The organism is Bradyrhizobium sp. USDA 372, assembly GCF_053629095.1.
The window spans coordinates 1,084,878-1,109,292 of sequence record NZ_JBRJHR010000001.1 but is presented as its reverse complement, the minus strand read 5'-3'; the positions used below and the strand labels follow the sequence as shown (position 1 = coordinate 1,109,292).

Here is a 24,415-nt window from a genome sequence, read left to right as displayed (position 1 = left end):
TTCTCTGCGGTCATGCCGGCCGTCAGCATCGGTTGGTTTCATGGCGTCCAAACCCCTCCCGCCCGACAAACAGAAGCTCGCCGCGGAAGAAGCGGCCGAGCTCGACGACAAGCTTGCCCTCGCCAAGCCGGACCTCGACGAGGACGACGACGATGAGGCGGATGACGAGCTTGAGCTCGAGGACGACGACGAAGAAGACGAGGACCTCGTCGTCTTTACCGCGCGCGAAGCTGCCGGCGCCCTCGCGACCATCGTCGGGTTCGTCAAGCCCTATCTCTCCAATTACAAGCGGATGCTGTCATTCGTGGCATTCGGCGTCGTGATCGAGACGTTGTTCAACGTCATCATGCCGCTCAGCCTCAAGTTCCTGATCGACGATGCGCTCGGCGAGGAGGATTTTCAGGCGCTCTACAAGATCCTCGGCGTGCTCGCCGTCGCCGGCATCTTCACCTCGATCGTTGCGGTCTGGTACGAACGCTGGGACGCGCGCCTTGCCGCTTGCATCATCTCCGATGTCCGCAAGCGCCTGTTCGAGCACGTTCAGGATTTGCCGGCGGCCTATTTCGGCCGCACCAGGCGCGGCGAGATCCTGTCGCGCTTCTCGGTCGATCTCTCGGCCTTCGAAGGGGCGGTCAAGACGTTCGCCAACAGTGCCGCGCTGCCGTTCCTGGAACTGATCGCCGGCATTATCCTGATGGTCTTCCTCAACTGGCAGCTCGCCGTCGTCGCCCTGCTGGTGTTCCCGATCACGCTGATCGGCCCCCGGATCCTGACGCCGAAGGCGGTGCAGGCCAATTACGAGCAGAAGCTCAACGAATCGGCGCTGCTCGGCCTGGTGCAGGAGAACGTGGCGGCCCAGGCGGTGATCAAGGCGTTCAGCCTGCAACGCAAGATGTTCGGTTTCTTCACCTTGCGCAACGACGAGACCCGCAACAGGATTGCCTCGGCCACATTCCTCTCGACCATGGTGGAGCGGACGGTCACCATCTCGGTGCTCCTCCTGCACCTCGTGGTGCTCGCGATCGGCGCCTATCTGGCGACCAAGGGCCAGATCACCATCGGCACCTTCGTCACCTTCGAGAGCGCGTTCTGGGAGGTCTCCTACAACATCGCCCATGTGATGCATTTCATCCCGGTGTCGATCTCCTCGGCCGCCGCGATCCGTCACATTCAGGAACTGCTCGACGAGCCAACCCGCGGGGCCGATCGTCCCGGCGCGCCGGACCTGCCGCGCATCACCAACGACATCACTTTCGATCACGTCACCTTCCAGTACGAGGGCAGCCAGACGCCGGTGCTGGACAATCTCAGCCTCAAGCTCAATGCCGGCAAGCGCATCGCGATCGTCGGTCCGAGCGGCTCCGGCAAGAGCACGCTGCTGAATCTGATCCTGCGGCTCTACGTGCCCGACGAAGGCCGCGTCGCCATCGACGGCGTCGACGTCCGCAAGGTGACGCTGGACTCGCTGCGCCGGAGCATGGCGGTGGTGTTCCAGGAGAACATGCTGTTCAACATGTCGATCCGCGAGAACATCCGGCTCGGCAAGGAGGGCGCAACCGACGAGGAGGTGGAGGAGGCCGCCAAGAAGGCCGAGATCCACCGCTACATCATGAGCCTGCCGCAGCGCTACGACACGCCGGTCGGCGAGCGTGGCGATACGCTGTCGGGCGGCCAGCGCCAGCGCATCGCGATCGCGCGCGCGATCATCCGGAACCCCTCCGTGCTGCTGCTGGACGAAGCCACCTCGGCGCTGGACCAGACCACCGAGGCCGCGATCAACCGCACGCTGCTCAAGGTCGCCAAGGGCCGCACCATGATCTGGTCGACCCACCGCCTGACCTCGGTGGTCGAAATGGACGAGATCATCGTGATTTCAGGGGGCAGGGCGATCGAGCGCGGCTCCCACGCCGAGCTGCTCGCCAAGAACGGCACCTATCGCAAGCTGTGGAACGATCAGATCCACCAGCCCCACGGCACCGCAGCTCACGCCGCCGACGACCGCGACGATGACGACGATGACGACGACGAGGAGGACTGACCGGGCTGTAGCGAGCCCGTGATTCCGGTCCGTGGCGCGCGGGCCGAACCTGGCGGCGAGTTCTTCGATTCGAAAACGCGGTCAGATGGCTCTCATGCAGACCGGCCGGGCCGTCGAAAAGCGCGTGCAGCCGACACCGCCGTTGTCGGTCGGACCGCACCACCCCACGCCGATCATGGTGATGTTCGTCGCGGATTGCTGCCGACGCGGAGAGATTAACGCGCCTTAACGCATTTCGAGCACAAAAGCCCCTCGACGCCGATAATAAAGTTTCTTTTTGTCCGGATATAAATTGTTTGTGGGCTGGCGAATTGGAGACTTAGGTCCCATATCAGGGTGGCGCGGCGAGGGCGGCAAACAGCGATTTTGGCAAGCGCATGAAGCGCTTTGTGACTGTGGTTTCACCTTGACTTGACCGATTCTCACTTATAGAAAGCGCCTCACTTAACGACAGGCGGTGAGCATCGCCAGCGTCGGAACGGGCCACCCGTTGATCCCCAAAGACTAGATCTGCCAGGGGTCGCAAAGACGGGCACCAACCTCGACGAATGCCGCTCAAACGCTGTCGATCATAGCTAGGCAATGCCAGTGCGACTTTAGTTCTCTCGAGCACGTTCTCTTGAGATCGAATTCGGATGCATGACCTCAGTGCGCGGGCCGCGGCACTAAGCTGAACGGCTTCAAGACTGCGGTCCTCTGTGGCGTCGAAGCGCTTTCCGCTCGTTGATGGAGCGGTTGGCGCAATTTCGCTTTGCGCGGGTTATTTCGCGCAAGGTGGCCTCCTCGGGCGGGTTGGCTCGAACAGAATTTGCGGACCCGGTGACGGGCCGCGGCAAGACAGCGGACCCGAGAGGGGCCGCGGCAGAAAAAGGGTGAAGGCCAGTATGCCGACGATCAACCAGCTGATCGCTCAACCGCGGGAAGTGCAGAAGTCGCGCAAGAAGGTGCCGGCGCTGCAGCAGTCGCCGCAGAAGCGTGGTGTTTGCACGCGCGTCTACACCACGACCCCGAAGAAGCCGAACTCGGCGCTTCGTAAGGTTGCCAAGGTGCGCCTGACCAACGGCTTCGAGGTGATCGGCTACATCCCCGGCGAGGGCCATAACCTCCAGGAGCACTCGGTGGTCATGATCCGCGGCGGCCGCGTCAAGGACTTGCCGGGCGTGCGCTACCACATCCTCCGCGGCGTTCTGGACACCCAGGGCGTCAAGAACCGTAAGCAGCGTCGTTCGAAGTACGGCGCCAAGCGTCCGAAGTAAGCGGGAACCAAGCCTATGTCTCGTCGCCACTCTGCGGAAAAGCGCGAAGTTCTTCCGGATCCGAAGTTCGGGAACATCATCGTCACGAAGTTCATGAACTCGGTGATGTACGCCGGCAAGAAGTCGGTTGCGGAAGGCATCGTCTATGGTGCGTTCGGCATCATCGAATCCAAGACCAAGCAGAACCCGCTCGGCGTGTTCGAGCAGGCGCTCGAGAACGTCATGCCGACCATCGAGGTTCGCTCCCGCCGCGTCGGCGGCGCGACCTACCAGGTTCCGGTCGAGGTTCGCTCGACCCGCCGTCAGGCTCTCGGCATTCGCTGGCTGATCGCGGCTGCGCGCGAGCGCAACGAGAAGACGATGACCGAGCGGCTCTCGGCGGAGCTCTTGGACGCATCGAACAACCGGGGGAACGCCGTCAAGAAGCGCGAAGACGTGCACCGCATGGCGGAAGCCAACCGCGCCTTCTCGCACTACCGCTGGTAACGGCGACACACTCGGACTCGCAAGGAACGACCCATGCCCCGCCAACATGCCATCGAGGACTACCGTAACTTCGGTATCATGGCGCATATCGACGCCGGCAAGACCACGACCACCGAGCGCATCCTCTATTACACCGGCAAGAGCCACAAGATCGGCGAAGTGCACGAAGGTGCCGCGACGATGGACTGGATGGAGCAGGAGCAGGAGCGTGGCATCACGATCACCTCGGCTGCGACCACCGCGTTCTGGAACGGCAAGCGCCTGAACATCATCGACACGCCCGGCCACGTCGACTTCACCATCGAAGTCGAGCGTTCGCTGCGCGTGCTCGACGGCGCCGTCTGCGTGCTCGACTCCAACCAGGGCGTCGAGCCCCAGACCGAGACCGTCTGGCGCCAGGGCGACAAGTACAAGGTTCCGCGCATCGTCTTCGCCAACAAGATGGACAAGATCGGTGCCGACTTCTTCAAATGTCTGTCGGACATCGTCGATCGTCTGGGCGCCAAGCCCGTCGCGATCCAGCTTCCGATCGGTGCCGAGAACAACTTCAAGGGTCTCGTCGACCTCGTGAAGATGAAGGGCGTCGTCTGGAACGACGAGTCGCTCGGTGCCAAGTTCGACTATGTCGACATTCCGGAAGACCTCGTCGACCAGGCCAAGGAATACCGCGAGAAGATGGTGGAAGCCGCCGTCGAGCTCGACGATGACGCCATGGCCGCCTATCTCGACGGCAAGGAGCCGGACGAGGCGACCCTGAAGCGCCTGATCCGCAAGGCGGTGCTGACCGGCGCGTTCTATCCCGTGCTGTGCGGCTCGGCCTTCAAGAACAAGGGCGTGCAGCCGCTGCTCGACGCCGTCGTCGACTACCTGCCGTCGCCGCTCGACGTGCCCGCGATCAAGGGCACCGACGACAAGGGCAACGAAGTCGTGCGCAAGGCGGACGACAAGGAGCCGCTGGCGCTGCTCGCGTTCAAGATCATGGACGACCCGTTCGTCGGCACCATCACCTTCTGCCGCATCTACTCCGGCATTCTGCAGAGCGGCACCGGCGTCGTGAACTCGACCCGCGAGAAGAAGGAGCGGATCGGGCGCATGCTGTTGATGCATGCGAACAACCGCGAGGACATCAAGGAAGCCTACGCCGGCGACATCGTCGCGCTGGCCGGCCTGAAGGAAGCGCGCACCGGTGACACGCTGTGCGATCCCGACAAGCAGGTGATCCTGGAGAAGATGGAATTCCCCGAGCCGGTCATCGAGATCGCGATCGAGCCGAAGTCCAAGGCCGACCAGGAGAAGCTGGGCGTGGCGCTGGCCAAGCTCGCCGCGGAGGATCCGTCCTTCCGCGTGTCGACCGACCACGAGTCCGGCCAGACCATCCTCAAGGGCATGGGCGAGCTCCATCTCGACATCAAGGTCGACATCCTCAAGCGCACCTACAAGGTCGACGCCAACATCGGCGCGCCGCAGGTGGCGTTCCGCGAGCGCATCACCAAGCGGGTGGAGCACAGCTACACCCACAAGAAGCAGACCGGCGGTACCGGCCAGTTCGCGGCCGTGTCGTTCATCGTCGAGCCGAACGAAGCCGGCAAGGGCTTCGAGTTCGAATCGAAGATCGTCGGCGGCGCGGTGCCGAAGGAATACATCCCCGGCGTCGAGAAGGGCCTGGAGAGCGTGCTGTCGTCCGGGCGTGGTCGCGGGCTTCCCCGTGGTCGACGTCAAGGTGCAGCTGGTCGACGGCAAGTATCACGACGTCGACTCGTCGGCGCTCGCCTTCGAAATCGCCTCGCGTGCCTGCTTCCGCGAAGCGCTGCAGATGGGCAAGTCCGTCCTGCTCGAGCCGATCATGAAGGTCGAGGTGGTGACCCCGGAAGACTACACCGGCTCGGTCATCGGCGACCTGAATTCCCGGCGCGGTCAGATCCAGGGGCAGGACATGCGCGGCAACGCCAACGTCATCAACGCGATGGTGCCGCTCATGAACATGTTCGGTTACGTGAACAATCTGCGCTCGATGAGCCAGGGTCGCGCGACCTTCACCATGCAGTTCGATCACTACGCAGAAGCGCCGGCCAACGTGTCGGCAGAAGTCCAGAAGAAGTTTGCCTGATTGTCGTCGGTTGAAAGCTGACGATTGAACGGAGAGTCAAATGGCCAAAGCAAAGTTTGAACGTACCAAGCCGCACTGCAACATCGGCACCATCGGTCACGTCGACCATGGCAAGACGTCGCTGACCGCGGCGATCACCAAGGTTCTCGCCGAAGCCGGCGGTGCGACGTTCACCGCGTACGACCAGATCGACAAGGCGCCGGAAGAGAAGGCCCGCGGCATCACCATCTCGACCGCGCACGTCGAGTACGAGACGCCGAACCGGCACTACGCCCACGTCGACTGCCCCGGCCACGCCGACTACGTGAAGAACATGATCACCGGCGCTGCCCAGATGGACGGCGCGATCCTGGTCGTGTCGGCCGCTGACGGCCCGATGCCGCAGACCCGCGAGCACATCCTGCTCGCCCGCCAGGTCGGCGTGCCCGCGCTCGTGGTGTTCCTCAACAAGTGCGACATGGTCGACGATCCGGAGCTGCTCGAGCTCGTCGAGCTCGAAGTCCGCGAGCTGCTCTCGAAGTACGAATTCCCCGGCGACAAGATCCCGATCATCAAGGGTTCGGCGCTGGCCGCTCTCGAAGACTCCGACAAGAAGCTCGGCCACGACGCCATCCTCGAGCTGATGAAGAACGTCGACGAGTACATCCCGCAGCCGGAGCGTCCGATCGACCAGCCGTTCCTGATGCCGGTTGAAGACGTGTTCTCGATCTCGGGCCGCGGCACCGTCGTGACCGGCCGTGTCGAGCGCGGCGTCGTCAAGGTCGGCGAGGAAATCGAGATCGTCGGTCTCCGCGCCACCCAGAAGACCACCGTCACCGGCGTCGAAATGTTCCGCAAGCTGCTCGATCAGGGCCAGGCCGGCGACAACATCGGCGCGCTGCTCCGCGGCACCAAGCGCGAGGACGTCGAGCGCGGCCAGGTTCTGGCCAAGCCGGGTTCGGTCAAGCCGCACACCAAGTTCAAGGCTGAGGCCTACATCCTCACCAAGGAAGAGGGCGGTCGCCACACCCCGTTCTTCACCAACTACCGTCCGCAGTTCTACTTCCGCACCACCGACGTGACCGGTGTCGTGCACCTGCCGGAAGGCACCGAGATGGTGATGCCGGGCGACAACATCGCGATGGAAGTGCACCTGATCGTGCCGATCGCGATGGAAGAGAAGCTCCGCTTCGCGATCCGCGAAGGCGGCCGCACCGTCGGCGCCGGCGTCGTCGCCTCGATCATCGAGTAATTACGAGAAAAGGGACGGCGAGTAGCGAATGGTGACATTCGCTATTCGCTATTCGCCACCCACTGAAGAGAGACCACGGCAATGAACGGCCAAAACATTCGTATCCGTCTCAAGGCGTTCGACCATCGTATCCTCGATACGTCGACCCGCGAGATCGTGAACACGGCGAAGCGCACCGGCGCGCAGGTCCGCGGACCCATTCCGCTGCCCACCCGCATCGAGAAGTTCACCGTCAACCGTTCGCCCCACGTCGACAAGAAGAGCCGCGAACAGTTCGAGATGCGCACTCACAAGCGCCTGCTCGACATCGTCGATCCGACCCCGCAGACCGTCGATGCTTTGATGAAGCTCGATCTGGCCGCCGGTGTCGACGTCGAGATCAAGCTCTAAGATTTTGGATCCCGTTCGCCAAAAGCGGACAAAGAGAACAGGAAGCAAGCCGATGCGCTCCGGAGTGATCGCACAAAAGGTCGGGATGACGCGGGTCTTCACGGAGGCCGGCGAACATATCCCCGTGACCGTGCTGAAGCTCGGCAATTGCCAGGTCGTAGGCCACCGCACCGAAGAGAAGAACGGTTACGTCGCGCTCCAGCTCGGTTCGGGCAGCCGCAAGACCGTTTACATGCCGAAGGCCGAGCGCGGCCAGTTCGCGGTCGCCAAGGTCGAGCCGAAGCGCCGGGTCGAGGAATTCCGCGTCACCGCGGACGCCATGATCCCGGTCGGCGCTGAGATCCAGGCTGACCACTTCGTCGTCGGTCAGTTCGTCGACGTCACCGGCACCTCGGTCGGTAAGGGCTTCGCCGGCGGCATGAAGCGCTGGAACTTCGGCGGTCTGCGCGCCACGCACGGTGTGTCGATCTCGCACCGCTCGATCGGTTCGACCGGTGGCCGTCAGGACCCCGGCAAGACCTGGAAGAACAAGAAGATGCCCGGCCACATGGGTGTCGACCGCATCACCACGCTCAACCTTCGCGTCGTCCAGACCGATGTCGAGCGTGGCCTGATCCTCGTCGAGGGCGCCGTTCCCGGCTCCAAGGGCGGCTGGATCCGCGTGCGCGACGCCGTCAAGAAGCCGCTGCCGAAGGAAGCTCCGAAGCCCGGCAAGTTCAAGGTTGCTGGCGACGCGGAAGCCGCTCCGGCTGCGCAGGAGGCGTGAGATGGAATTGAAGGTCACCACCCTCGAAGGTAAGGAAGCCGGCTCCGTCCAGCTGTCCGACGCCATTTTCGGTCTCGAGCCGCGCGAGGACATCATCGCGCGCTGCGTGCAGTGGCAGCTCAACAAGCGCCAGGCCGGCACGCACAAGGCCAAGGGCCGCGCCGAGATCTGGCGCACCGGCAAGAAGATGTACAAGCAGAAGGGCACCGGCGGTGCTCGTCACGGCTCGGCCCGCGTGCCGCAGTTCCGCGGCGGCGGTCGTGCCTTCGGTCCGGTGGTGCGTTCGCACGCCACCGACCTGCCGAAGAAGGTCCGTGCGCTCGCACTGAAGCATGCGCTCTCGGCCAAGGCCAAGGACGGCGATCTCGTCGTGATCGAGAAGGCCGCGCTGGAAGCCGCCAAGACCAAGGCGCTGCTCGGCCACTTCTCGGGCCTCGGCCTCACCAACGCGCTGATCATCGACGGTGCCGAGCTCAACAACGGCTTCGCCGCTGCGGCCCGCAACATCCCGAACATGGACGTGCTGCCGATCCAGGGCATCAACGTCTATGACATCCTGCGCCGTCAGAAGCTCGTTCTGACCAAGGCCGCCATCGATGCGCTGGAGGCGCGCTTCAAATGAGCAAGAACATCGAGCCTCGCCACTACGACGTGATCCTGTCGCCGGTCGTGACCGAAAAGGCGACGATCGCTTCGGAGCACAACAAGGTGCTGTTCAAGGTGGCCGCCAAGGCGACCAAGCCGCAGATCAAGGAAGCGATCGAGAAGCTGTTCGACGTCAAGGTCAAGAGCGTCAACACGCTGGTCCGCAAGGGCAAGGTCAAGGCCTTCCGCGGCACCATCGGCTCGCAGTCGAACAGCAAACGCGCGATCGTGACCCTCGAAGAGGGTCACCGGATCGACGTCACCACCGGTCTGTAAGGTCGTACGACGATGGCACTGAAGACATTCAATCCCACGACGCCGGGCCAGCGCCAGCTGGTCATGGTCGATCGTTCGGCCCTGTACAAGGGCAAGCCGGTCAAGGCGCTCACCGAAGGCAAGAAGTCCTCGGGCGGTCGCAACAACACCGGTCGCATCACCGTGCGCTTCCGCGGCGGCGGTCACAAGCAGACGCTGCGCCTCGTCGACTTCAAGCGCGACAAGGTCGATGCGCCCGCGACGGTCGAGCGGCTGGAATACGATCCGAACCGCACTGCGTTCATCGCGCTGATCAAGTACCAGGACGGCGAGCAGGCCTATATCCTGGCGCCGCAGCGTCTGGCCGTGGGCGACACCATCGTGGCCGGGAACTATGTCGACGTGAAGCCGGGCAACGTCATGCCGCTCGGCAATATGCCAGTCGGCACGATCATCCACAACATCGAGGTCAAGATCGGGAAGGGTGGCCAGCTGGCCCGTTCCGCGGGGACGTACGCCCAGCTCGTCGGCCGCGACCAGGACTACGTCATCATCCGCCTGAATTCGGGCGAGCAGCGCCTGGTGCACGGCCGTTGCCGCGGCACGATCGGCGCGGTGTCGAACCCGGATCACATGAACACCTCGATCGGCAAGGCCGGCCGCAACCGTTGGCTGGGCCGCAAGCCGCATAACCGCGGTGTTTCGATGAACCCGATCGACCATCCGCACGGCGGTGGTGAAGGTCGTACCTCGGGCGGTCGTCACCCGGTCACTCCGTGGGGCAAGCCGACCAAGGGCAAGAAGACCCGCTCCAACAAGTCGACCAACAAATTCATTCTCCTAAGCCGCCACAAGCGGAAGAAGTAAGGAACGCCGGACATGGTTCGTTCAGTCTGGAAAGGCCCGTTCGTCGAGGGTTCTCTGCTCAAGAAGGCAGATGCCGCGCGCGCGTCCGGCCGTCACGACGTCATCAAGATCTGGAGCCGTCGCTCGACGATCCTGCCGCAATTCGTCGGTCTGACCTTCGGCGTCTACAACGGTCAGAAGCACGTGCCGGTGGCCGTGAACGAGGAAATGGTCGGTCACAAGTTCGGCGAGTTCTCGCCGACCCGGACCTTCCATGGCCACTCCGGCGACAAGAAAGCCAAGAAGGCTTGAGGATTAAACGATGAGCAAACCTAAGCGCGAACGGAGCCTCGCCGAGAACGAGGCCAAGGCGGTCGCCCGGATGCTGCGGGTGAGCCCGCAGAAGCTCAACCTGGTCGCCCAGCTCATTCGCGGCCGGAAGGCGTCTGCCGCGCTCGCCGACCTGCAGTTTTCGCGCAAGCGGATCGCGGTCGACGTGAAGAAGTGCCTGGAATCGGCGATCGCCAACGCCGAGAACAACCACGACCTCGACGTCGACGATCTCGTCGTGGCGCAGGCCTTCGTCGGCAACGGCCTCGTGATGAAGCGCTTCGCCGCCCGCGGCCGTGGCCGCTCGGGCCGTGTCTACAAACCGTTTTCGCAGCTGACGATCATCGTTCGTCAGGTCGAAGCTGAAGCCGCCGCTTAAGGGCGCAGGAGAACACGATGGGTCAAAAGATCAATCCGATCGGTCTGCGCCTCGGCATCAACCGGACCTGGGATTCCCGCTGGTTCGCCGGCAAGCAGGAATACGGCAAGCTGCTGCACGAGGACGTCAAGATCCGTGAGATCCTGCACAAGGAGCTCAAGCAGGCGGCCGTCGCCCGCATCGTGATCGAGCGTCCGCACAAGAAGTGCCGCGTCACCATCCACTCGGCCCGTCCGGGCGTGGTGATCGGCAAGAAGGGCGCCGACATCGACAAGTTGCGCAAGAAGGTCGCGGACATCACCTCGTCCGACGTCGTCATCAACATCGTCGAAATCCGCAAGCCGGAGCTCGATGCGACGCTGGTGGCCGAGTCGATCGCGCAGCAGCTCGAGCGCCGCGTGGCTTTCCGCCGTGCCATGAAGCGCGCCGTGCAGTCGGCGATGCGTCTCGGCGCGGAAGGCATCCGCATCAACTGCTCGGGTCGTCTGGGCGGTGCGGAAATCGCGCGCATGGAGTGGTACCGCGAAGGCCGCGTGCCGCTGCACACGTTGCGTGCCGACATCGACTACGGCGTTGCGACGGCGTTCACGACCTTCGGCACCTGCGGCGTCAAGGTCTGGATCTTCAAGGGCGAGATCCTCGAGCACGATCCGATGGCCCAGGACAAGAGAATGGCCGAAGGCGAGACCGGCGGCAGTGGCGATCGCGGTGGCCGTCAGCGCCGCGAGACGGCCGCTGCCTAAAGCCAGACAGGAATTTGAGGGCTTAAAGCCATGATGCAACCTAAGAAAACGAAGTTCCGGAAGGCGCATAAGGGCCGCATCCACGGCGTTGCGTCTTCGGGCGCGACGTTGGCGTTCGGCCAGTTCGGCCTGAAGGCGACCGAGCCTGAGCGCGTCACCGCGCGCCAGATCGAAGCCGCCCGCCGCGCGCTGACCCGCCACATGAAGCGCGCCGGCCGCGTCTGGATCCGCGTGTTCCCCGACGTTCCGGTGTCGAAGAAGCCGGCCGAAGTCCGCATGGGCTCCGGCAAGGGTTCGCCGGAATTGTGGGTCGCGCGCGTCAAGCCGGGCCGGGTGCTGTTCGAGATCGACGGCGTCAACACCCAGACGGCGCGTGAGGCGCTGACCCTGGCGGCCGCCAAGCTGCCGATCAAGACGCGCTTCGTCGAGCGCATTGCGGAGTAATGGCCATGGCCCAGATGAAGATCGAAGACATCCGCGCGATGAGCCCCGACCAGCAGGATGAGGCCATCCTGAACCTGAAGAAGGAGCGCTTCAACCTGCGCTTCCAGCGCGCCACCGGGCAGCTCGAGAACACCTCGCGCCTGCGCGAGGCCCGCCGTGACATCGCCCGGATCAAGACCATCGCCGCGCAGACGCGCGCGAAGAAGAAGTAAGAGGCTTACGAAGATGCCGAAACGTACTTTGCAGGGCGTGGTCGTCAGCGACAAGCAAGCCAAGACCATCGTGGTGCGCGTCGACCGCCGCTTCACGCACCCGATCTACAAGAAGACGATCCGCCGTTCCAAGAACTACCACGCGCACGACGAGAGCAACCAGTTCAAGCCGGGCGACATGGTGTGGATCGAGGAAACCAAGCCGATTTCGAAGTTGAAGCGCTGGGTCGTGATCCGGGGCGAACACAAGAAAAGCGCCTGATCTGTTGGCTTTAGCCGACTGACTTCAGGGAAATGTTGAGCGCCGGCTGGGCTGGCGCAAAGAGAAAGAGGACGAGGTGCATCAATGATTCAGATGCAGACCAACCTCGACGTGGCCGACAATTCTGGCGCACGCCGTGTCATGTGTATCAAGGTGCTCGGGGGCTCCAAGCGCCGCTACGCCACGATCGGCGACATCATCGTCGTGTCGATCAAGGAAGCCATTCCGCGTGGCAAGGTGAAGAAGGGCGACGTGATGAAGGCCGTCGTGGTGCGCGTCCGCAAGGACATCCGCCGCGCCGACGGCTCGGTCATCCGCTTCGACCGCAACGCCGCCGTGCTGATCAACAACCAGTCCGAGCCGGTCGGCACCCGTATCTTCGGGCCCGTGCCGCGCGAGCTGCGCGCCAAGAACCACATGAAGATCATCTCGCTCGCGCCGGAGGTGCTGTGATGGCTGCGAAGATCCGCAAGGGCGACAAGGTCGTCGTGCTGACCGGCCGCGACAAGGGCCGCACCGGCGAAGTGTTCGAGGTTCGCCCCGACGCCGGCACCGCGCTGGTGCGCGGCATCAACATGGTCAAGCGTCATCAGAAGCAGACGCAGGCCCAGGAGGGCGGCATCATCTCGAAAGAGGCGCCGATCCAACTGTCCAACATCGCGTATGTCGGCAAGGACGGAAAGCCGACCCGCGTCGGATTCAAGATTCTGGCGGACGGCAAGAAGGTCCGCATCGCCAAGAGCTCGGGAGCTGAGATCGATGGCTGAGGCCGCTTACACGCCGCGCCTGCGCGCGGAATATGACGCGAAGATCCGCACGGCTCTGACCGAGAAGTTCGGTTACGAGAACGTCATGCAGGTTCCGCGCCTGGACAAGGTCGTGCTGAACATGGGCGTTGGCGATTCCGTCAACGACCGCAAGAAGGCCGAGACCGCCGCTGCCGAATTGACCCAGATCGCCGGCCAGAAGGCGATCGTGACCTATTCGCGCATCGCGATCGCGACCTTCAAGCTGCGTGAGAACCAGCCGATCGGCTGCAAGGTCACGCTGCGCAAGGCCCGCATGTACGAGTTCATCGATCGCCTGGTGAACGTTGCGCTGCCGCGCGTGCGCGACTTCCGCGGCCTGAACCCGAAGAGCTTCGACGGCCGCGGCAACTACTCGCTCGGCATCAAGGAGCACATCATTTTCCCCGAGATCGACTTCGACAAGGTCACGGAAGCCCGCGGTATGGACATCACCGTCTGCACCACGGCCAAGACCGACGAAGAGGCGAGGGCCTTGTTGACCGCTTTCAATTTCCCGTTCCGGCAGTGAGACGCTGACTTAGAGCCTCTCAAACGCGGATACCCAGGAGCCAAGCATGGCAAAGAAGAGTTCAGTCGAGAAGAACAACCGGCGCAAGCGGATGGTGAAGAACGCCGCCGCCAAGCGCGAGCGGTTGAAGGCGATCATCGCCGACAAGACGCTGCCGATGGAGGAGCGGTTCGCCGCGACCCTGAAGCTGGCGGAAATGCCGCGCAACTCGTCGGCGACCCGCATCCGCCTGCGCTGCGAGCTGTCGGGCCGTCCGCGCTCGAACTATCGCAAGAACAAGCTGTCCCGTATCGCGCTGCGCGAACTTGGCTCCAAGGGCATGGTCCCGGGCCTCGTGAAGTCCAGCTGGTAAGGAGGGTCGTTTAGATGTCTACGCACGATCCAATCAGCGATCTGATCACCCGTATCCGCAACGCGCAGATGCGCTCCAAGACCAAGGTCTCCACGCCTGGTTCGAAGATGCGCGAGAACGTGCTCGAGGTCCTCAAGTCCGAGGGCTACATCCGCGGCTACGCCACGCTCGAGCACTCCTCGGGCCGCAGCGAGATCGAGATCGAGCTGAAGTATTTCGACGGCGAGCCCGTCATCCGCGAGATCGAACGTGTCTCCAAGCCCGGGCGCCGTGTTTACGCCTCGGTGAAGAACCTGCCGCGGGTGAATAACGGTCTCGGCATTTCGGTGTTGTCGACGCCGAAGGGGATCATGGCCGACCACAGCGCGCGCGACGCGAATGTGGGCGGTGAAGTCCTCTTCACGGTGTTCTGAGAAGGATTTTTCATCCATGTCACGAGTTGGCAAAAGGCCTGTGGCGGTTCCGTCGGGTGTGACCGCGACCGTCGATGGGCAGACCGTCAAGATGAAGGGGCCGAAGGGCCAGCTTCAGTTCGTCGTTCATGACGACGTCGAGGTGAAGCTCGAGAACGGCCAGGTCAAGGTCAAGCCGCGCGCTGAGACCAACCGCGCGCGGGCGCTGTACGGCACCGCTCGCGCCCAGGTCGCGAATCTGGTCGAAGGCGTCACCAAGGGCTTCGAGAAGAAGCTCGAGATCACCGGCGTCGGCTATCGCGCCGCGATGCAGGGCAAGAATCTGCAGCTCGCGCTCGGTTACAGCCATGACGTGATCTATCCGATCCCCGAGGGGATCACGATCACCGTGCCGAAGCCGACCGAGATCACGGTGACGGGCAGCGACGTCCAGCGTGTCGGCCAGGTCGCCGCCGAGATCCGCTCCTATCGCCCGCCGGAGCCCTACAAGGGCAAAGGCGTGAAGTATGTTGGCGAATTCATCTTCCGCAAGGAAGGCAAGAAGAAGTAACGGAGCCGGTCATGTCCAAAGCCAAGGTTACGAATGCCCGGCGCAAGCGGAGTGTGCGGCTGAAGCTGCGCCGTTCCGCCGGCGGCCGTCCGCGCCTGTCGGTGTTCCGCTCGTCCAAGCACATCTACGCCCAGGTCATCGACGACCTGAAGGGCGAGACGCTGGCCTCTGCCTCGTCGCTCGAGAAGTCGATGCGCGACGGCGGCAAGACCGGCGCCGACATCGATGCGGCGAAGGCGGTCGGCAAGTTGCTGGCCGAGCGCGCCGCCGAGAAGGGCGTCAAGGAAGTCGTGTTCGATCGCGGCAGCTATCTCTATCACGGGCGCGTCAAGGCTCTGGCCGACGCGGCGCGTGAGAGCGGGCTGAGCTTCTAACAGAATTTGAGGATTGAGGCGCAAGCCTCTGAAGGATTGGAAAAACCATGGCAGCTGAACGCGAACAACGTGGTGGACGCGATCAACGCGGCGGCGGACGTGAACGCAGGGAGCGCGAGGAGCGCGACAGCGAGTTCGTCGACAAGCTCGTCCACATCAACCGCGTGGCCAAGGTCGTCAAGGGCGGCAAGCGCTTCGGTTTCGCGGCGCTGGTCGTGATCGGCGACCAGAAGGGCCGCGCCGGCTTCGGTCACGGCAAGGCGCGCGAAGTGCCTGAGGCGATCCGCAAGGCGACCGAGTCCGCCAAGCGCAACCTGACGCGGGTGTCGCTGCGCGAGGGCCGTACGCTCCATCACGACATCGCCGGCCGTCATGGCGCGGGCCGTGTCTACCTGCGTGCAGCTCCGGCCGGTACCGGCATCATCGCCGGCGGCCCGATGCGCGCCGTGTTCGAGACGCTCGGCGTCCAGGACGTGGTGGCGAAGTCGATCGGCTCGTCGAACCCGTACAACATGGTGCGCGCGACCTTCGACGCGCTGAAGCACCAGGATTCGCCGCGTTCGGTCGCAGCCCGCCGCAACATCAAGGTGTCCACCCTCCAGTCCCGTCGTATCGGCGGCGATGCCGAGGCGGCCGCCGACTAACGGAAGCTTTTCGGAGTAGACTCCCATGGCCAAGGCCGCAAAGACGATCAAGGTCGAGCAGACCGGCAGCGCGATCCGCCGCCATCACTCGCAGCGTTCGACCCTGATCGGGCTCAAGCTCAACAAGATCGGCCGCACCAGCGAACTGCCGGATACCCCGGCGGTCCGCGGCATGATCGAGAAAGTTCACCATCTCGTCCGCATCATCGACGAGAAGTAAGCAAAGGCGAACGGTCCCGGAAAGCCGGAAGCGGTTTTCGGTGAAGATCGTGCGCAAGACACAAGGAGAAGGGCGATGAAGCTCAGCGATATCGCCGACAACGCCGGCTCGCGCAAGAAGCGTATGCGCGTCGGCCGCGGCATCGGTTCCGGCAAGGGCAAGCAGTCCGGCCGCGGCGGCAAGGGCCAGACCGCGCGTTCGGGCGTGCGCATCAAGGGTTTCGAAGGCGGCCAGATGCCGATGCATCGCCGTCTGCCCAAGCGCGGCTTCAACAACATCTTCCGCGTCGAGTTCGCCGAGATCAATCTCGACCGGCTCCAGGAAGCGGTCGATGCCAAGAAGATCGACGCCGGCAGCGTCGTCAACGTCGAGGCCCTGGTGAAGGGCGGCGTGCTGCGCCGCGCCAAGGCCGGCCTGCGGCTGCTCGGCCGTGGCGAGCTCAAGTCCAAGCTCAACATCGAAGTGCACGGCGCCAGCAAGACCGCGATCGCGGCGGTCGAGAAGGCCGGCGGCTCGGTGAAGATCCTCGCCCAGCCCAAGGAAGAAGGCGAGGCGGCGTAACAACTGCGTCATTGGCCCGCGGCGCGCGGGCCTTTACGCATGCGGGACGTGGACTTATCGAAGCCGAGCCCCAGATAATGTCCGGCGTCCGCTAAACTAGCCCGGCCGCGGGCATGACGGCGCAACAGGCGGCGGGAGAAAGTCCAAGATGGTCTCTGCAGCGGAACAACTGGCAGCCAATCTCAATTTCGGCGCGTTTGCCAAGGCCGACGAACTGAAGAAGCGCATCTGGTTCACCCTGGGTGCGCTGCTCGTTTATCGGCTCGGGACCTACATCCCGCTGCCCGGCATCGATCCCAACGTCTGGGAGCAGGTGTTCCGCTCCCAGGCGGGCGGCATTCTCGGCATGTTCAACATGTTCGCCGGCGGCGGCATCCACCGCATGGCGATCTTCGCGCTGAACATCATGCCGTACATCTCGGCCTCGATCATCATCCAGCTCCTCACCACCGTCTCGCCGCAGCTCGAGGCCCTGAAGAAGGAAGGTGAGGCCGGCCGCAAGACGCTGAACCAGTACACGCGCTATCTGACCGTCATCCTGGCCGCGTTCCAGTCCTACGGCATCGCGGTGGGCCTCGAAGGCGCCGGCAACGTCGTCGCCGACCCCGGCTTGTTCTTCCGCCTGTCCACGGCGATCACGCTGACCGGCGGCACCATGTTCCTGATGTGGCTCGGCGAGCAGATCACCTCGCGCGGCATCGGCAACGGTATCTCGCTGATCATTCTCGCCGGCATCGTCGCCGAGCTGCCCGCGGCGCTCGCCGGCATGCTCGAGCTCGGCCGTCAGGGCGCGATGTCGACCGGCCTGATCCTGGTCGTCATCGTCATGGCCGTCGCCGTGATCGCCTTCATCGTGTTCATGGAGCGCGCCCAGCGCCGGCTCTTGATCCAGTATCCGAAGCGCCAGGTCGGCAACAAGATGTTCGAGGGCCAGTCCTCGCATCTGCCGCTCAAGCTCAACACCTCCGGCGTGATCCCGCCGATCTTCGCATCCTCGCTGCTCTTGCTGCCGACCACGGTTGCGAACTTCAACACGGGAAGTGGGCCGGAGTGGTTCCAGTGGATCACCACCCAGCTCGGCCATGGCCGCCCGCTGTTCCTGATCATGTATCTGGCGCTGATCGTGTTCTTCGCCTTCTTCTACACCGCGATCGTGTTCAACCCGACCGAGACCGCGGACAATCTGAAGAAGCACGGCGGCTTCATTCCGGGCATTCGCCCGGGCGAGCGCACCGCGGAATACATCGACTATGTGCTGTCGCGCATCACCGTGCTGGGCGCGATCTATCTCGCCATCGTCTGCTTGATCCCGGAAATCCTGATCTCCTACGCCTCGGTGCCGTTCTATTTCGGCGGCACCTCGCTCTTGATCGTCGTCAGCGTCACCATGGACACGGTGGCCCAGGTGCAAGGCTATCTGCTGGCGCACCAGTACGAAGGCCTGATCCGCAAGTCCAAGCTGCGGGGCCGCCGTAGATGAGCAGGGAGCTCGCGCGCCGAATCGCTTTCACGATCGGCGCGCTGCTCCTTTTCAGGCTCGGCACACAGATCCCGATTCCGGGACTGGATCTCTCCGACGTCTCGCCGACGCTGGATCTCGTCTCCCGGCTTTCGATCTTTGCGCTCGGCCTCATTCCCTATCTGATCCTGATCTCCTACGCCTCGGTGCCGTTCTATTTCGGCGGCACCTCGCTCTTGATCGTCGTCAGCGTCACCATGGACACGGTGGCCCAGGTGCAAGGCTATCTGCTGGCGCACCAGTACGAAGGCCTGATCCGCAAGTCCAAGCTGCGGGGCCGCCGTAGATGAGCAGGGAGCTCGCGCGCCGAATCGCTTTCACGATCGGCGCGCTGCTCCTTTTCAGGCTCGGCACACAGATCCCGATTCCGGGACTGGATCTCTCCGACGTCTCGCCGACGCTGGATCTCGTCTCCCGGCTTTCGATCTTTGCGCTCGGCCTCATTCCCTATCTGACTGCGGCAATCTTCATCCGGCTGCTCTCCGTGGTGTGGCGCGGCCTGAATTCGCTCGAACGGTCGGGCGAGGGCGGACGGCGCAAGATCGCGCGCGCCACGCTCGGTCTCACACTCGGGCTTGCGGCCTTTCAGGCCTACGGCATCGCCTCGGCACTGACGTCGATCCCGGGCCTGGTCAAAAATCCCGACGGCTGGTTCGTGACGACGGCTACGGCCTCGATGGTCGGCGGCGTCTTCGTGCTGGTGTGGCTCAGCGAACAGATGACCCGCTACGGCATTGGCAATGGCTTGGCGTTGATCTTGAGCGCGGGCTTCATCGTCGCCATTCCGCAAAACATTGCCGGTATCGCGGATCTCGTGCGGAGCGGGGCGATCTCGGGCAATCTTGTGCTCGGCCATGTCGTGTTCTGGATCGCGACCGTCGTCGTGATCGTGCTTGTCGAAGGCGCGCGGCGAAATATCCGGGTCCAGTTCGCCGCACACAGCGTCGGCACGCGGCAACTGCCTGTGCGCGAAGCAATGCTGCCGATCAAGCTCAACAGCGCCGGGTTCCTGATTCCCGTCACCGTAGCGCCGTGGATATTCTATCTGCCGCTTGCCTTTGCAGGCTTCCTTCTGGGCAGCGATCATCCCCTCGTCGCCGCGGCCTACCGGCATCTCCAGCTCGGGCAGCCGGTGCACGTTATTCTGGTGTCGATCGCCGTGTTCGTGCTCGCCTTCGTCTATACCGCCTATGTCGTCGATCCCGAACACACGGCCAAATCCCTGGCGGATCGTGGCGGCACCATTCCTGGTGTCGCTCGGGGTGAAGCCACGGCCGACTATCTCGATCGCGTGGTGTCATTGACGACAGTCGTCGGAGCCGTCTACCTGACGGCGTTGCAGTTGATTCCGGAGGTGTTCGAGCTTTACGGGATCGGGCTGCCTTATAGTATGGTCGTCAATGGCGGTGGGGCGCTGGTTGTGGTTTGCACCGCTCTTGATATCAAAGCACAGGTGCGCGACGTATCGCTCACCAATCCGGGGGGCGTACGCCGATGAGAATTATACTTCTGGGACCGCCGGGGTCGGGCAAGGGGACTCAGGCCCAGCTCTTGGTGCAGCGCTATGGCATCGTCCAGCTCTCGACCGGCGAGATGCTGCGTGCCGCGGTTGCGGCCGGCACCCCGGTCGGGTTGAAGGCCAAGGAGATCATGGCCAGCGGCGGCCTCGTGCCCGATGACGTCGTGGTGGGAATCATTTCCGACCGCATCGACCAGCCGGATGCCAAGAACGGTTTCATCCTCGACGGTTTTCCGCGCACCGTGCCGCAGGCCGAGGCGCTGGACGAGCTGCTCAAGCGCAAGCACCTCAAGCTCGACGCCGTGATCGAGCTCCGCGTCAACGAGAGCGCGCTTCTGAGCCGCGTCGAGACCCGCGTCGCCCAGATGCGGGAGCGCGGCGAGGAGGTCCGACTCGACGACACCCCGGAGGTCCTGACCAAGCGGCTGGCCAGCTACCGCAGCCAGACGGAACCGCTGATTCACTACTATTCCGAGCGTCGGAAGCTCTCGACCATCGACGGCATGATGGCCATCGACGAGGTCACCCGCGCCATCCACCGCCAGCTGCTGGCGCTGGGGGCGGTCGAGCCCAAGACGCATGCCCGGAGCGCCGCCAAGGCAGCGCCGGCCAAGAAGGCCAAGGCGGGGAAGAAATCGCCCCAAAAGCCGGCGAAGGCTGCCAAGAAGGCCGCCAAATCGGCCAAAACCGCCAAAAAGGCCAAGAAAACCGCCAAGAAGACGGTCAAAAAGGCAGCCAAAAAGACCGCCAAGAAGGCCGTCAAAAAGGGTGCCAAAAAGGCTGCAAAAAAGGTCACGAAAAAGCGAGCCAAACGCTAGCAGCGGTTGACGAAAGCCCCTGGAATCCCCTAATAAGCCCCGCATCCAAGTCGGATAGTTTCAGACGATGCCGGGCCCCAGGAAGACCGGGGGTGGGCGTCGTGTTCGCGTTTGTGAACACCTGCCCGAGAACGCAAGCACTTAAAGCCCGATTCCTGACGAGGGGTCGGCAACAGGAGAGAAGGCCGTGGCCCGTATTGCCGGCGTGAACATTCCCACCAACAAGCGCGTGCTGATCGCGCTCCAGTACATCCATGGCATCGGTCAGAAGATCGCCGGTGAGATCCTGGAGAAGGTCAAGATCCCCGTGGATCGTCGCGTCAACCAGCTCAGCGACGCCGAAGTGCTCCAGATCCGCGAAGTCATCGACCGCGACTATCTCGTCGAGGGCGACCTGCGTCGTGAGGTCGGCATCAACATCAAGCGTCTGATGGACCTCGGATGCTATCGCGGCCTGCGTCATCGTCGCGGTCTGCCGGTGCGCGGTCAGCGGACCCACACCAATGCGCGCACGCGCAAGGGCCCGGCCAAGGCCATCGCCGGCAAGAAGAAGTAAGTTTTCGAATCCAGTCACGGCGTGTGGCGATGCGGGGAGGCCCGTTCGCCACGCGCTTTTCGTTCCACAGGTGTAGCCGCTGGCATTACGGCGGCGTTTGAGATCTTCAGGAAAGGGACTCAATGGGCAAGGAAGCCACCCGCGTTCGTCGTCGTGAGCGCAAGAACATCGCCTCGGGCGTCGCGCATGTGAACTCGTCGTTCAACAACACGACCATCACCATCACCGACGCGCAGGGCAACACGATCGCCTGGTCTTCGGCCGGCACGATGGGCTTCAAGGGCTCGCGCAAGTCGACCCCGTACGCCGCGCAGGTTGCCGCCGAGGACGTGTCCAAGAAGGCGCAGGAGCACGGCATGCGCACGCTGGAAGTCGAGGTCGCCGGTCCCGGTTCGGGCCGCGAATCGGCGCTCCGCGCGCTCCAGGCCGCCGGCTTCACCGTCACCTCGATCCGCGACGTGACCACGATCCCGCACAACGGTTGCCGTCCGCGCAAGCGTCGTCGCGTTTGATTTTTGACGAGCTGCGGGCGCATCGGCGCCCGCAGCGACTTTGCAAGAAGCCGCGGGTGCGACCTGCGGCCTTTCTCCAACGCCAGTATTTGCACCGTCAAATCGACTGGCCTGTATGGGTGAAACAGTGACGATCCAGAAAAATTGGCAAGAACTGATTCGGCCGAACAAGCTCCAGGTCACGCCCGGCAGCGATCCCTCGCGTTTTGCGACCATCGTCGCCGAACCGCTCGAGCGTGGTTTCGGCCAGACCCTCGGCAATGCGCTGCGCCGCATCCTGCTCTCCTCGCTTCAGGGCGCGGCCGTGCAGTCGGTGCACATCGACGGCGTGCTGCACGAGTTCTCCTCGATCGCGGGCGTCCGTGAGGACGTCACCGACATCGTGCTGAACATCAAGGACATCTCGATCAAGATGCAGGGCGAAGGCCCCAAGCGCATGGTCGTGAAGAAGCAGGGTCCGGGCGTCGTCACCGCCGGCGACATCCAGACCGTCGGCGACGTGGTCGTGCTCAATCCCGATCTGCAGATCTGCACGCTCGACGAGGGCGCCGAGATCCGCATGGAGTTCACGGTCTCGACCGGCAAGGGCTACGTGCCCGCCGAGCGCAATCGTCCCGAGGACGCGCCGATCGGCCTGATCCCGGTCGACAGCCTGTACTCGCCGGTCCGCAAGGTCTCCTACAAGGTCGAGAACACCCGCGAGGGCCAGATCCTCGACTACGACAAGCTGACCATGACGATCGAGACCAACGGCGCGATCACGCCGGATGACTCGGTGGCTTACGCCGCCCGCATCCTGCAGGATCAGCTCAACGTGTTCGTCAACTTCGAAGAGCCGCGCAAGGAAGTCGCCCAGGAGATCATTCCGGACCTCGCCTTCAACCCGGCCTTCCTCAAGAAGGTGGACGAGCTCGAGCTGTCGGTGCGTTCGGCCAACTGCCTGAAGAACGACAACATCGTCTACATCGGCGACCTCGTGCAGAAGAGCGAGGCGGAAATGCTCCGCACCCCGAACTTCGGCCGCAAGTCGCTGAACGAGATCAAGGAAGTGCTGGCCCAGATGGGTCTGCACCTCGGCATGGAAGTGCCGGGCTGGCCGCCGGAGAACATCGACGAGCTCGCCAAGCGCTTCGAGGATCATTACTGATCGACTTCACCGTCGCGGCCGGAGACATCTGGCCGCGATTTTTATGGGCGAACGCAGGAAGCCCACCTGAGCAACTGGTCCGACGAACCGTCGCGGCAGTTCATACGTAAGGAATAGACACATGCGTCACGGCAAGGTTCATCGGAAGCTCAACCGCACGGCCGAGCACCGCAAGGCGATGTTCGCCAACATGGCGGCCGCGCTGATCAAGCACGAGCAGATCGTCACCACGCTGCCCAAGGCCAAGGAGCTCCGCCCGATCGTCGAGAAGCTCGTCACGCTCGGCAAGAAGGGCGGCCTGTCGCTGCGCCGTCAGGCCATCTCCGAGCTGCGCGACGTCGACATGGTCAAGAAGCTCTTCGACACGCTGGCGACCCGCTACAAGGACCGCCAGGGCGGCTATACCCGCATCATCAAGGCCGGCTTCCGCTACGGCGACAACGCCGCGATGGCCGTGATCGAGTTCGTCGATCGCGACGTCGATGCCAAGGGCCAGGATTCCGGCCCGGTGCAGGAGAAGGAAGCCGAGGCGGCGTAAGCCCGACCGGCATCGAGTTTCAAAAGCGGCGCCTTCGGCGCCGCTTTTTCGTTGCGTAGAAGGGTAGGGTGGGAAAGGCGCGCGCTCTTCGCGCGCCGTGCCCACCATTCACAATCCTCACGCGTCAGTGAGTCCTGATTGCAGCTGAGGGAGCCGCTTCCGATATCTCCATCCACATCCATGGAGATATCGCATGAACATCGACCTTTCCGGAAAGACCGCCCTCGTCACCGGCTCGACCGCCGGCATTGGCCATGCCATCGCCAAGGGCCTTGCCGCCTCGGGCGCCAGCGTCGTCATCAACGGCCGCAGCCAGGACAAGGTCGATGCGGCGGTACGCAAGCTGGAAGGGACGGGCGCCAAGGTCCGCGGAATCGCGGCCGACGTCTCGACCGCGGCAGGCTGCAAAGCACTCGTCGCGGCGCTACCCGAGGTCGACATCCTCATCAACAATGCCGGCATCTTCGAGCCCAAGGATTTCTTCGACATCCCCGACGAGGACTGGAGCCGTTTCTTCGAGGTCAATGTGATGAGCGGCGTGCGGCTGTCGCGGGCCTACATGAAGGGCATGCTCGCGCGCAATTGGGGCCGCATCGTCTTCATCTCCTCGGAGTCCGGGCTCAACATTCCCGTCGAGATGATCCACTATGGCATGACCAAGACGGCCCAGCTTTCCGTCGCGCGCGGCCTGGCGCAGCTCACCGCTGGCACCGGCGTCACCGTCAATTCCGTGCTGCCGGGCCCGACCATGTCGGAGGGCGTCGAGACGTTCGTCAAGGATCTCGCCAGGCAGAACGGCCAGTCCGTGGACGAAGCCGCGGCCAACTTCGTCAGGCAGCATCGCCCGAGCTCGCTGCTGCAGCGTTTCGCCAGCGTCGACGAGATCGCCAACATGGTGGTCTATGTCGCCTCGAAGGAGGCCTCAGCGACCAACGGCGCTGCGCTGCGCGCCGAGGGCGGCATCGTCAACACGATCGCCTGAGGC

33 protein-coding genes and 2 pseudogenes are annotated in these 24,415 nt (G+C 63.7%); all 35 read left to right on the top strand.

Features of this window, described 5'->3' with window-relative positions; genetic code table 11:
• Positions 1-40: 40 nt before the first annotated feature.
• The 35 genes and pseudogenes from AB7M16_RS05470 to AB7M16_RS05300 all read left to right on the top strand — a co-directional run bounded on the left by AB7M16_RS05470 (position 41) and on the right by AB7M16_RS05300 (position 24,412).
• Positions 41-2,038 (top strand): ABC transporter ATP-binding protein, encoded by a 1,998-nt coding sequence (locus AB7M16_RS05470; RefSeq protein ID WP_453943331.1) that lies wholly within the window; start codon positions 41-43, stop codon positions 2,036-2,038.
• A gap of 884 nt (positions 2,039-2,922) precedes the next feature.
• On the top strand, positions 2,923-3,294 hold the full coding sequence (gene rpsL / locus AB7M16_RS05465; protein ID WP_007603006.1) for a 30S ribosomal protein S12: 372 nt from the start codon (positions 2,923-2,925) through the stop codon (positions 3,292-3,294).
• A 15-nt stretch (positions 3,295-3,309) separates the two neighbouring features.
• Positions 3,310-3,780, top strand: a complete 471-nt coding sequence (gene rpsG / locus AB7M16_RS05460) for a 30S ribosomal protein S7 (protein ID WP_018647239.1) — start codon at positions 3,310-3,312, stop codon at positions 3,778-3,780.
• A 33-nt stretch (positions 3,781-3,813) separates the two neighbouring features.
• Positions 3,814-5,887, top strand: a pseudogene (gene fusA, locus AB7M16_RS05455) (elongation factor G).
• Between the two features lie 40 nt (positions 5,888-5,927).
• A complete protein-coding gene (tuf, locus tag AB7M16_RS05450; RefSeq protein ID WP_025036994.1) occupies positions 5,928-7,118 on the top strand; it encodes an elongation factor Tu in 1,191 nt (396 codons plus the stop codon).
• A gap of 81 nt (positions 7,119-7,199) precedes the next feature.
• Positions 7,200-7,508 (top strand): 30S ribosomal protein S10, encoded by a 309-nt coding sequence (rpsJ, locus tag AB7M16_RS05445; RefSeq protein ID WP_002712302.1) that lies wholly within the window; start codon positions 7,200-7,202, stop codon positions 7,506-7,508.
• 52 nt (positions 7,509-7,560) lie between these two features.
• On the top strand, positions 7,561-8,274 hold the full coding sequence (gene rplC, locus AB7M16_RS05440; RefSeq protein WP_025036993.1) for a 50S ribosomal protein L3: 714 nt from the start codon (positions 7,561-7,563) through the stop codon (positions 8,272-8,274).
• Position 8,275: 1 nt separating this feature from the next.
• Positions 8,276-8,896, top strand: coding sequence for a 50S ribosomal protein L4 (gene rplD / locus AB7M16_RS05435; protein ID WP_018647243.1), 621 nt, complete (start codon positions 8,276-8,278; stop codon positions 8,894-8,896).
• Positions 8,893-9,195: a 50S ribosomal protein L23 gene (locus tag AB7M16_RS05430; protein ID WP_025036992.1), complete on the top strand. Its 303-nt coding sequence runs from the start codon at positions 8,893-8,895 to the stop codon at positions 9,193-9,195. Before rplD ends, AB7M16_RS05430 begins: the two co-directional genes overlap by 4 nt.
• 12 nt (positions 9,196-9,207) lie before the next feature.
• On the top strand, positions 9,208-10,041 hold the full coding sequence (gene rplB, locus AB7M16_RS05425; RefSeq protein WP_172783201.1) for a 50S ribosomal protein L2: 834 nt from the start codon (positions 9,208-9,210) through the stop codon (positions 10,039-10,041).
• Positions 10,042-10,053: 12 nt separating this feature from the next.
• Entirely contained in the window at positions 10,054-10,332 is a 279-nt protein-coding gene (gene rpsS, locus AB7M16_RS05420; protein WP_008136357.1) for a 30S ribosomal protein S19, read from the top strand.
• A 10-nt stretch (positions 10,333-10,342) separates the two neighbouring features.
• Positions 10,343-10,729, top strand: coding sequence for a 50S ribosomal protein L22 (gene rplV, locus AB7M16_RS05415; RefSeq protein ID WP_024342451.1), 387 nt, complete (start codon positions 10,343-10,345; stop codon positions 10,727-10,729).
• Positions 10,730-10,746: 17 nt separating this feature from the next.
• Positions 10,747-11,472 carry a 30S ribosomal protein S3 gene (gene rpsC / locus AB7M16_RS05410; protein ID WP_061876881.1) on the top strand — a complete coding sequence of 242 codons (726 nt, stop codon included), beginning with the start codon at positions 10,747-10,749 and terminating at the stop codon, positions 11,470-11,472.
• Between the two features lie 30 nt (positions 11,473-11,502).
• Entirely contained in the window at positions 11,503-11,916 is a 414-nt protein-coding gene (rplP, locus tag AB7M16_RS05405; RefSeq protein WP_008136349.1) for a 50S ribosomal protein L16, read from the top strand.
• A gap of 5 nt (positions 11,917-11,921) precedes the next feature.
• Positions 11,922-12,128, top strand: a complete 207-nt coding sequence (gene rpmC, locus AB7M16_RS05400) for a 50S ribosomal protein L29 (protein WP_025036989.1) — start codon at positions 11,922-11,924, stop codon at positions 12,126-12,128.
• A 13-nt stretch (positions 12,129-12,141) separates the two neighbouring features.
• Complete coding sequence (gene rpsQ / locus AB7M16_RS05395) at positions 12,142-12,390, top strand: 30S ribosomal protein S17 (RefSeq protein WP_024342452.1); 249 nt, start codon at positions 12,142-12,144, stop codon at positions 12,388-12,390.
• Positions 12,391-12,474: 84 nt separating this feature from the next.
• Positions 12,475-12,843 carry a 50S ribosomal protein L14 gene (gene rplN, locus AB7M16_RS05390; protein WP_007603030.1) on the top strand — a complete coding sequence of 123 codons (369 nt, stop codon included), beginning with the start codon at positions 12,475-12,477 and terminating at the stop codon, positions 12,841-12,843.
• On the top strand, positions 12,843-13,157 hold the full coding sequence (gene rplX / locus AB7M16_RS05385; RefSeq protein WP_011088142.1) for a 50S ribosomal protein L24: 315 nt from the start codon (positions 12,843-12,845) through the stop codon (positions 13,155-13,157). The genes rplN and rplX overlap by 1 nt, the downstream gene beginning before the upstream one ends.
• Positions 13,150-13,707, top strand: coding sequence for a 50S ribosomal protein L5 (gene rplE / locus AB7M16_RS05380; RefSeq protein ID WP_025036988.1), 558 nt, complete (start codon positions 13,150-13,152; stop codon positions 13,705-13,707). The genes rplX and rplE overlap by 8 nt, the downstream gene beginning before the upstream one ends.
• Before the next feature lie 46 nt (positions 13,708-13,753).
• Complete coding sequence (rpsN, locus tag AB7M16_RS05375; RefSeq protein ID WP_028137018.1) at positions 13,754-14,059, top strand: 30S ribosomal protein S14; 306 nt, start codon at positions 13,754-13,756, stop codon at positions 14,057-14,059.
• A gap of 14 nt (positions 14,060-14,073) precedes the next feature.
• The gene (gene rpsH, locus AB7M16_RS05370) at positions 14,074-14,472 is read left to right on the top strand and encodes a 30S ribosomal protein S8 (protein WP_018322269.1); all 399 of its coding nucleotides are present in this window, start codon (positions 14,074-14,076) and stop codon (positions 14,470-14,472) included.
• Positions 14,473-14,488: 16 nt separating this feature from the next.
• On the top strand, positions 14,489-15,022 hold the full coding sequence (gene rplF / locus AB7M16_RS05365) for a 50S ribosomal protein L6 (RefSeq protein ID WP_172783202.1): 534 nt from the start codon (positions 14,489-14,491) through the stop codon (positions 15,020-15,022).
• An 11-nt stretch (positions 15,023-15,033) separates the two neighbouring features.
• Positions 15,034-15,396 carry a 50S ribosomal protein L18 gene (rplR, locus tag AB7M16_RS05360; RefSeq protein WP_024342458.1) on the top strand — a complete coding sequence of 121 codons (363 nt, stop codon included), beginning with the start codon at positions 15,034-15,036 and terminating at the stop codon, positions 15,394-15,396.
• 47 nt (positions 15,397-15,443) lie between these two features.
• Positions 15,444-16,040 carry a 30S ribosomal protein S5 gene (rpsE, locus tag AB7M16_RS05355; protein ID WP_014494507.1) on the top strand — a complete coding sequence of 199 codons (597 nt, stop codon included), beginning with the start codon at positions 15,444-15,446 and terminating at the stop codon, positions 16,038-16,040.
• A 25-nt stretch (positions 16,041-16,065) separates the two neighbouring features.
• Positions 16,066-16,260 (top strand): 50S ribosomal protein L30, encoded by a 195-nt coding sequence (rpmD, locus tag AB7M16_RS05350; RefSeq protein ID WP_025036984.1) that lies wholly within the window; start codon positions 16,066-16,068, stop codon positions 16,258-16,260.
• A 75-nt stretch (positions 16,261-16,335) separates the two neighbouring features.
• Positions 16,336-16,821, top strand: a complete 486-nt coding sequence (gene rplO, locus AB7M16_RS05345; protein WP_025036983.1) for a 50S ribosomal protein L15 — start codon at positions 16,336-16,338, stop codon at positions 16,819-16,821.
• A gap of 148 nt (positions 16,822-16,969) precedes the next feature.
• Positions 16,970-18,301, top strand: coding sequence for a preprotein translocase subunit SecY (gene secY, locus AB7M16_RS05340; RefSeq protein WP_172783203.1), 1,332 nt, complete (start codon positions 16,970-16,972; stop codon positions 18,299-18,301).
• A 164-nt stretch (positions 18,302-18,465) separates the two neighbouring features.
• Positions 18,466-18,630, top strand: a pseudogene (locus AB7M16_RS05335) (preprotein translocase subunit SecY); the annotation flags it as partial.
• Positions 18,627-19,838: a preprotein translocase subunit SecY gene (locus AB7M16_RS05330; RefSeq protein ID WP_453943330.1), complete on the top strand. Its 1,212-nt coding sequence runs from the start codon at positions 18,627-18,629 to the stop codon at positions 19,836-19,838. The pseudogene AB7M16_RS05335 and the gene AB7M16_RS05330, both read left to right, overlap by 4 nt.
• A complete protein-coding gene (locus tag AB7M16_RS05325) occupies positions 19,835-20,677 on the top strand; it encodes an adenylate kinase (RefSeq protein WP_172783205.1) in 843 nt (280 codons plus the stop codon). Before AB7M16_RS05330 ends, AB7M16_RS05325 begins: the two co-directional genes overlap by 4 nt.
• 187 nt (positions 20,678-20,864) lie before the next feature.
• A complete protein-coding gene (rpsM, locus tag AB7M16_RS05320; protein ID WP_008549231.1) occupies positions 20,865-21,233 on the top strand; it encodes a 30S ribosomal protein S13 in 369 nt (122 codons plus the stop codon).
• Positions 21,234-21,355: 122 nt separating this feature from the next.
• A complete protein-coding gene (gene rpsK / locus AB7M16_RS05315) occupies positions 21,356-21,745 on the top strand; it encodes a 30S ribosomal protein S11 (protein WP_007603045.1) in 390 nt (129 codons plus the stop codon).
• 115 nt (positions 21,746-21,860) lie between these two features.
• A complete protein-coding gene (locus tag AB7M16_RS05310; protein ID WP_029674561.1) occupies positions 21,861-22,892 on the top strand; it encodes a DNA-directed RNA polymerase subunit alpha in 1,032 nt (343 codons plus the stop codon).
• 121 nt (positions 22,893-23,013) lie between these two features.
• A complete protein-coding gene (gene rplQ, locus AB7M16_RS05305; RefSeq protein ID WP_025036979.1) occupies positions 23,014-23,430 on the top strand; it encodes a 50S ribosomal protein L17 in 417 nt (138 codons plus the stop codon).
• A 193-nt stretch (positions 23,431-23,623) separates the two neighbouring features.
• A complete protein-coding gene (locus AB7M16_RS05300; RefSeq protein ID WP_172783206.1) occupies positions 23,624-24,412 on the top strand; it encodes an SDR family NAD(P)-dependent oxidoreductase in 789 nt (262 codons plus the stop codon).
• The last annotated feature ends 3 nt before the right edge of the window (positions 24,413-24,415 follow it).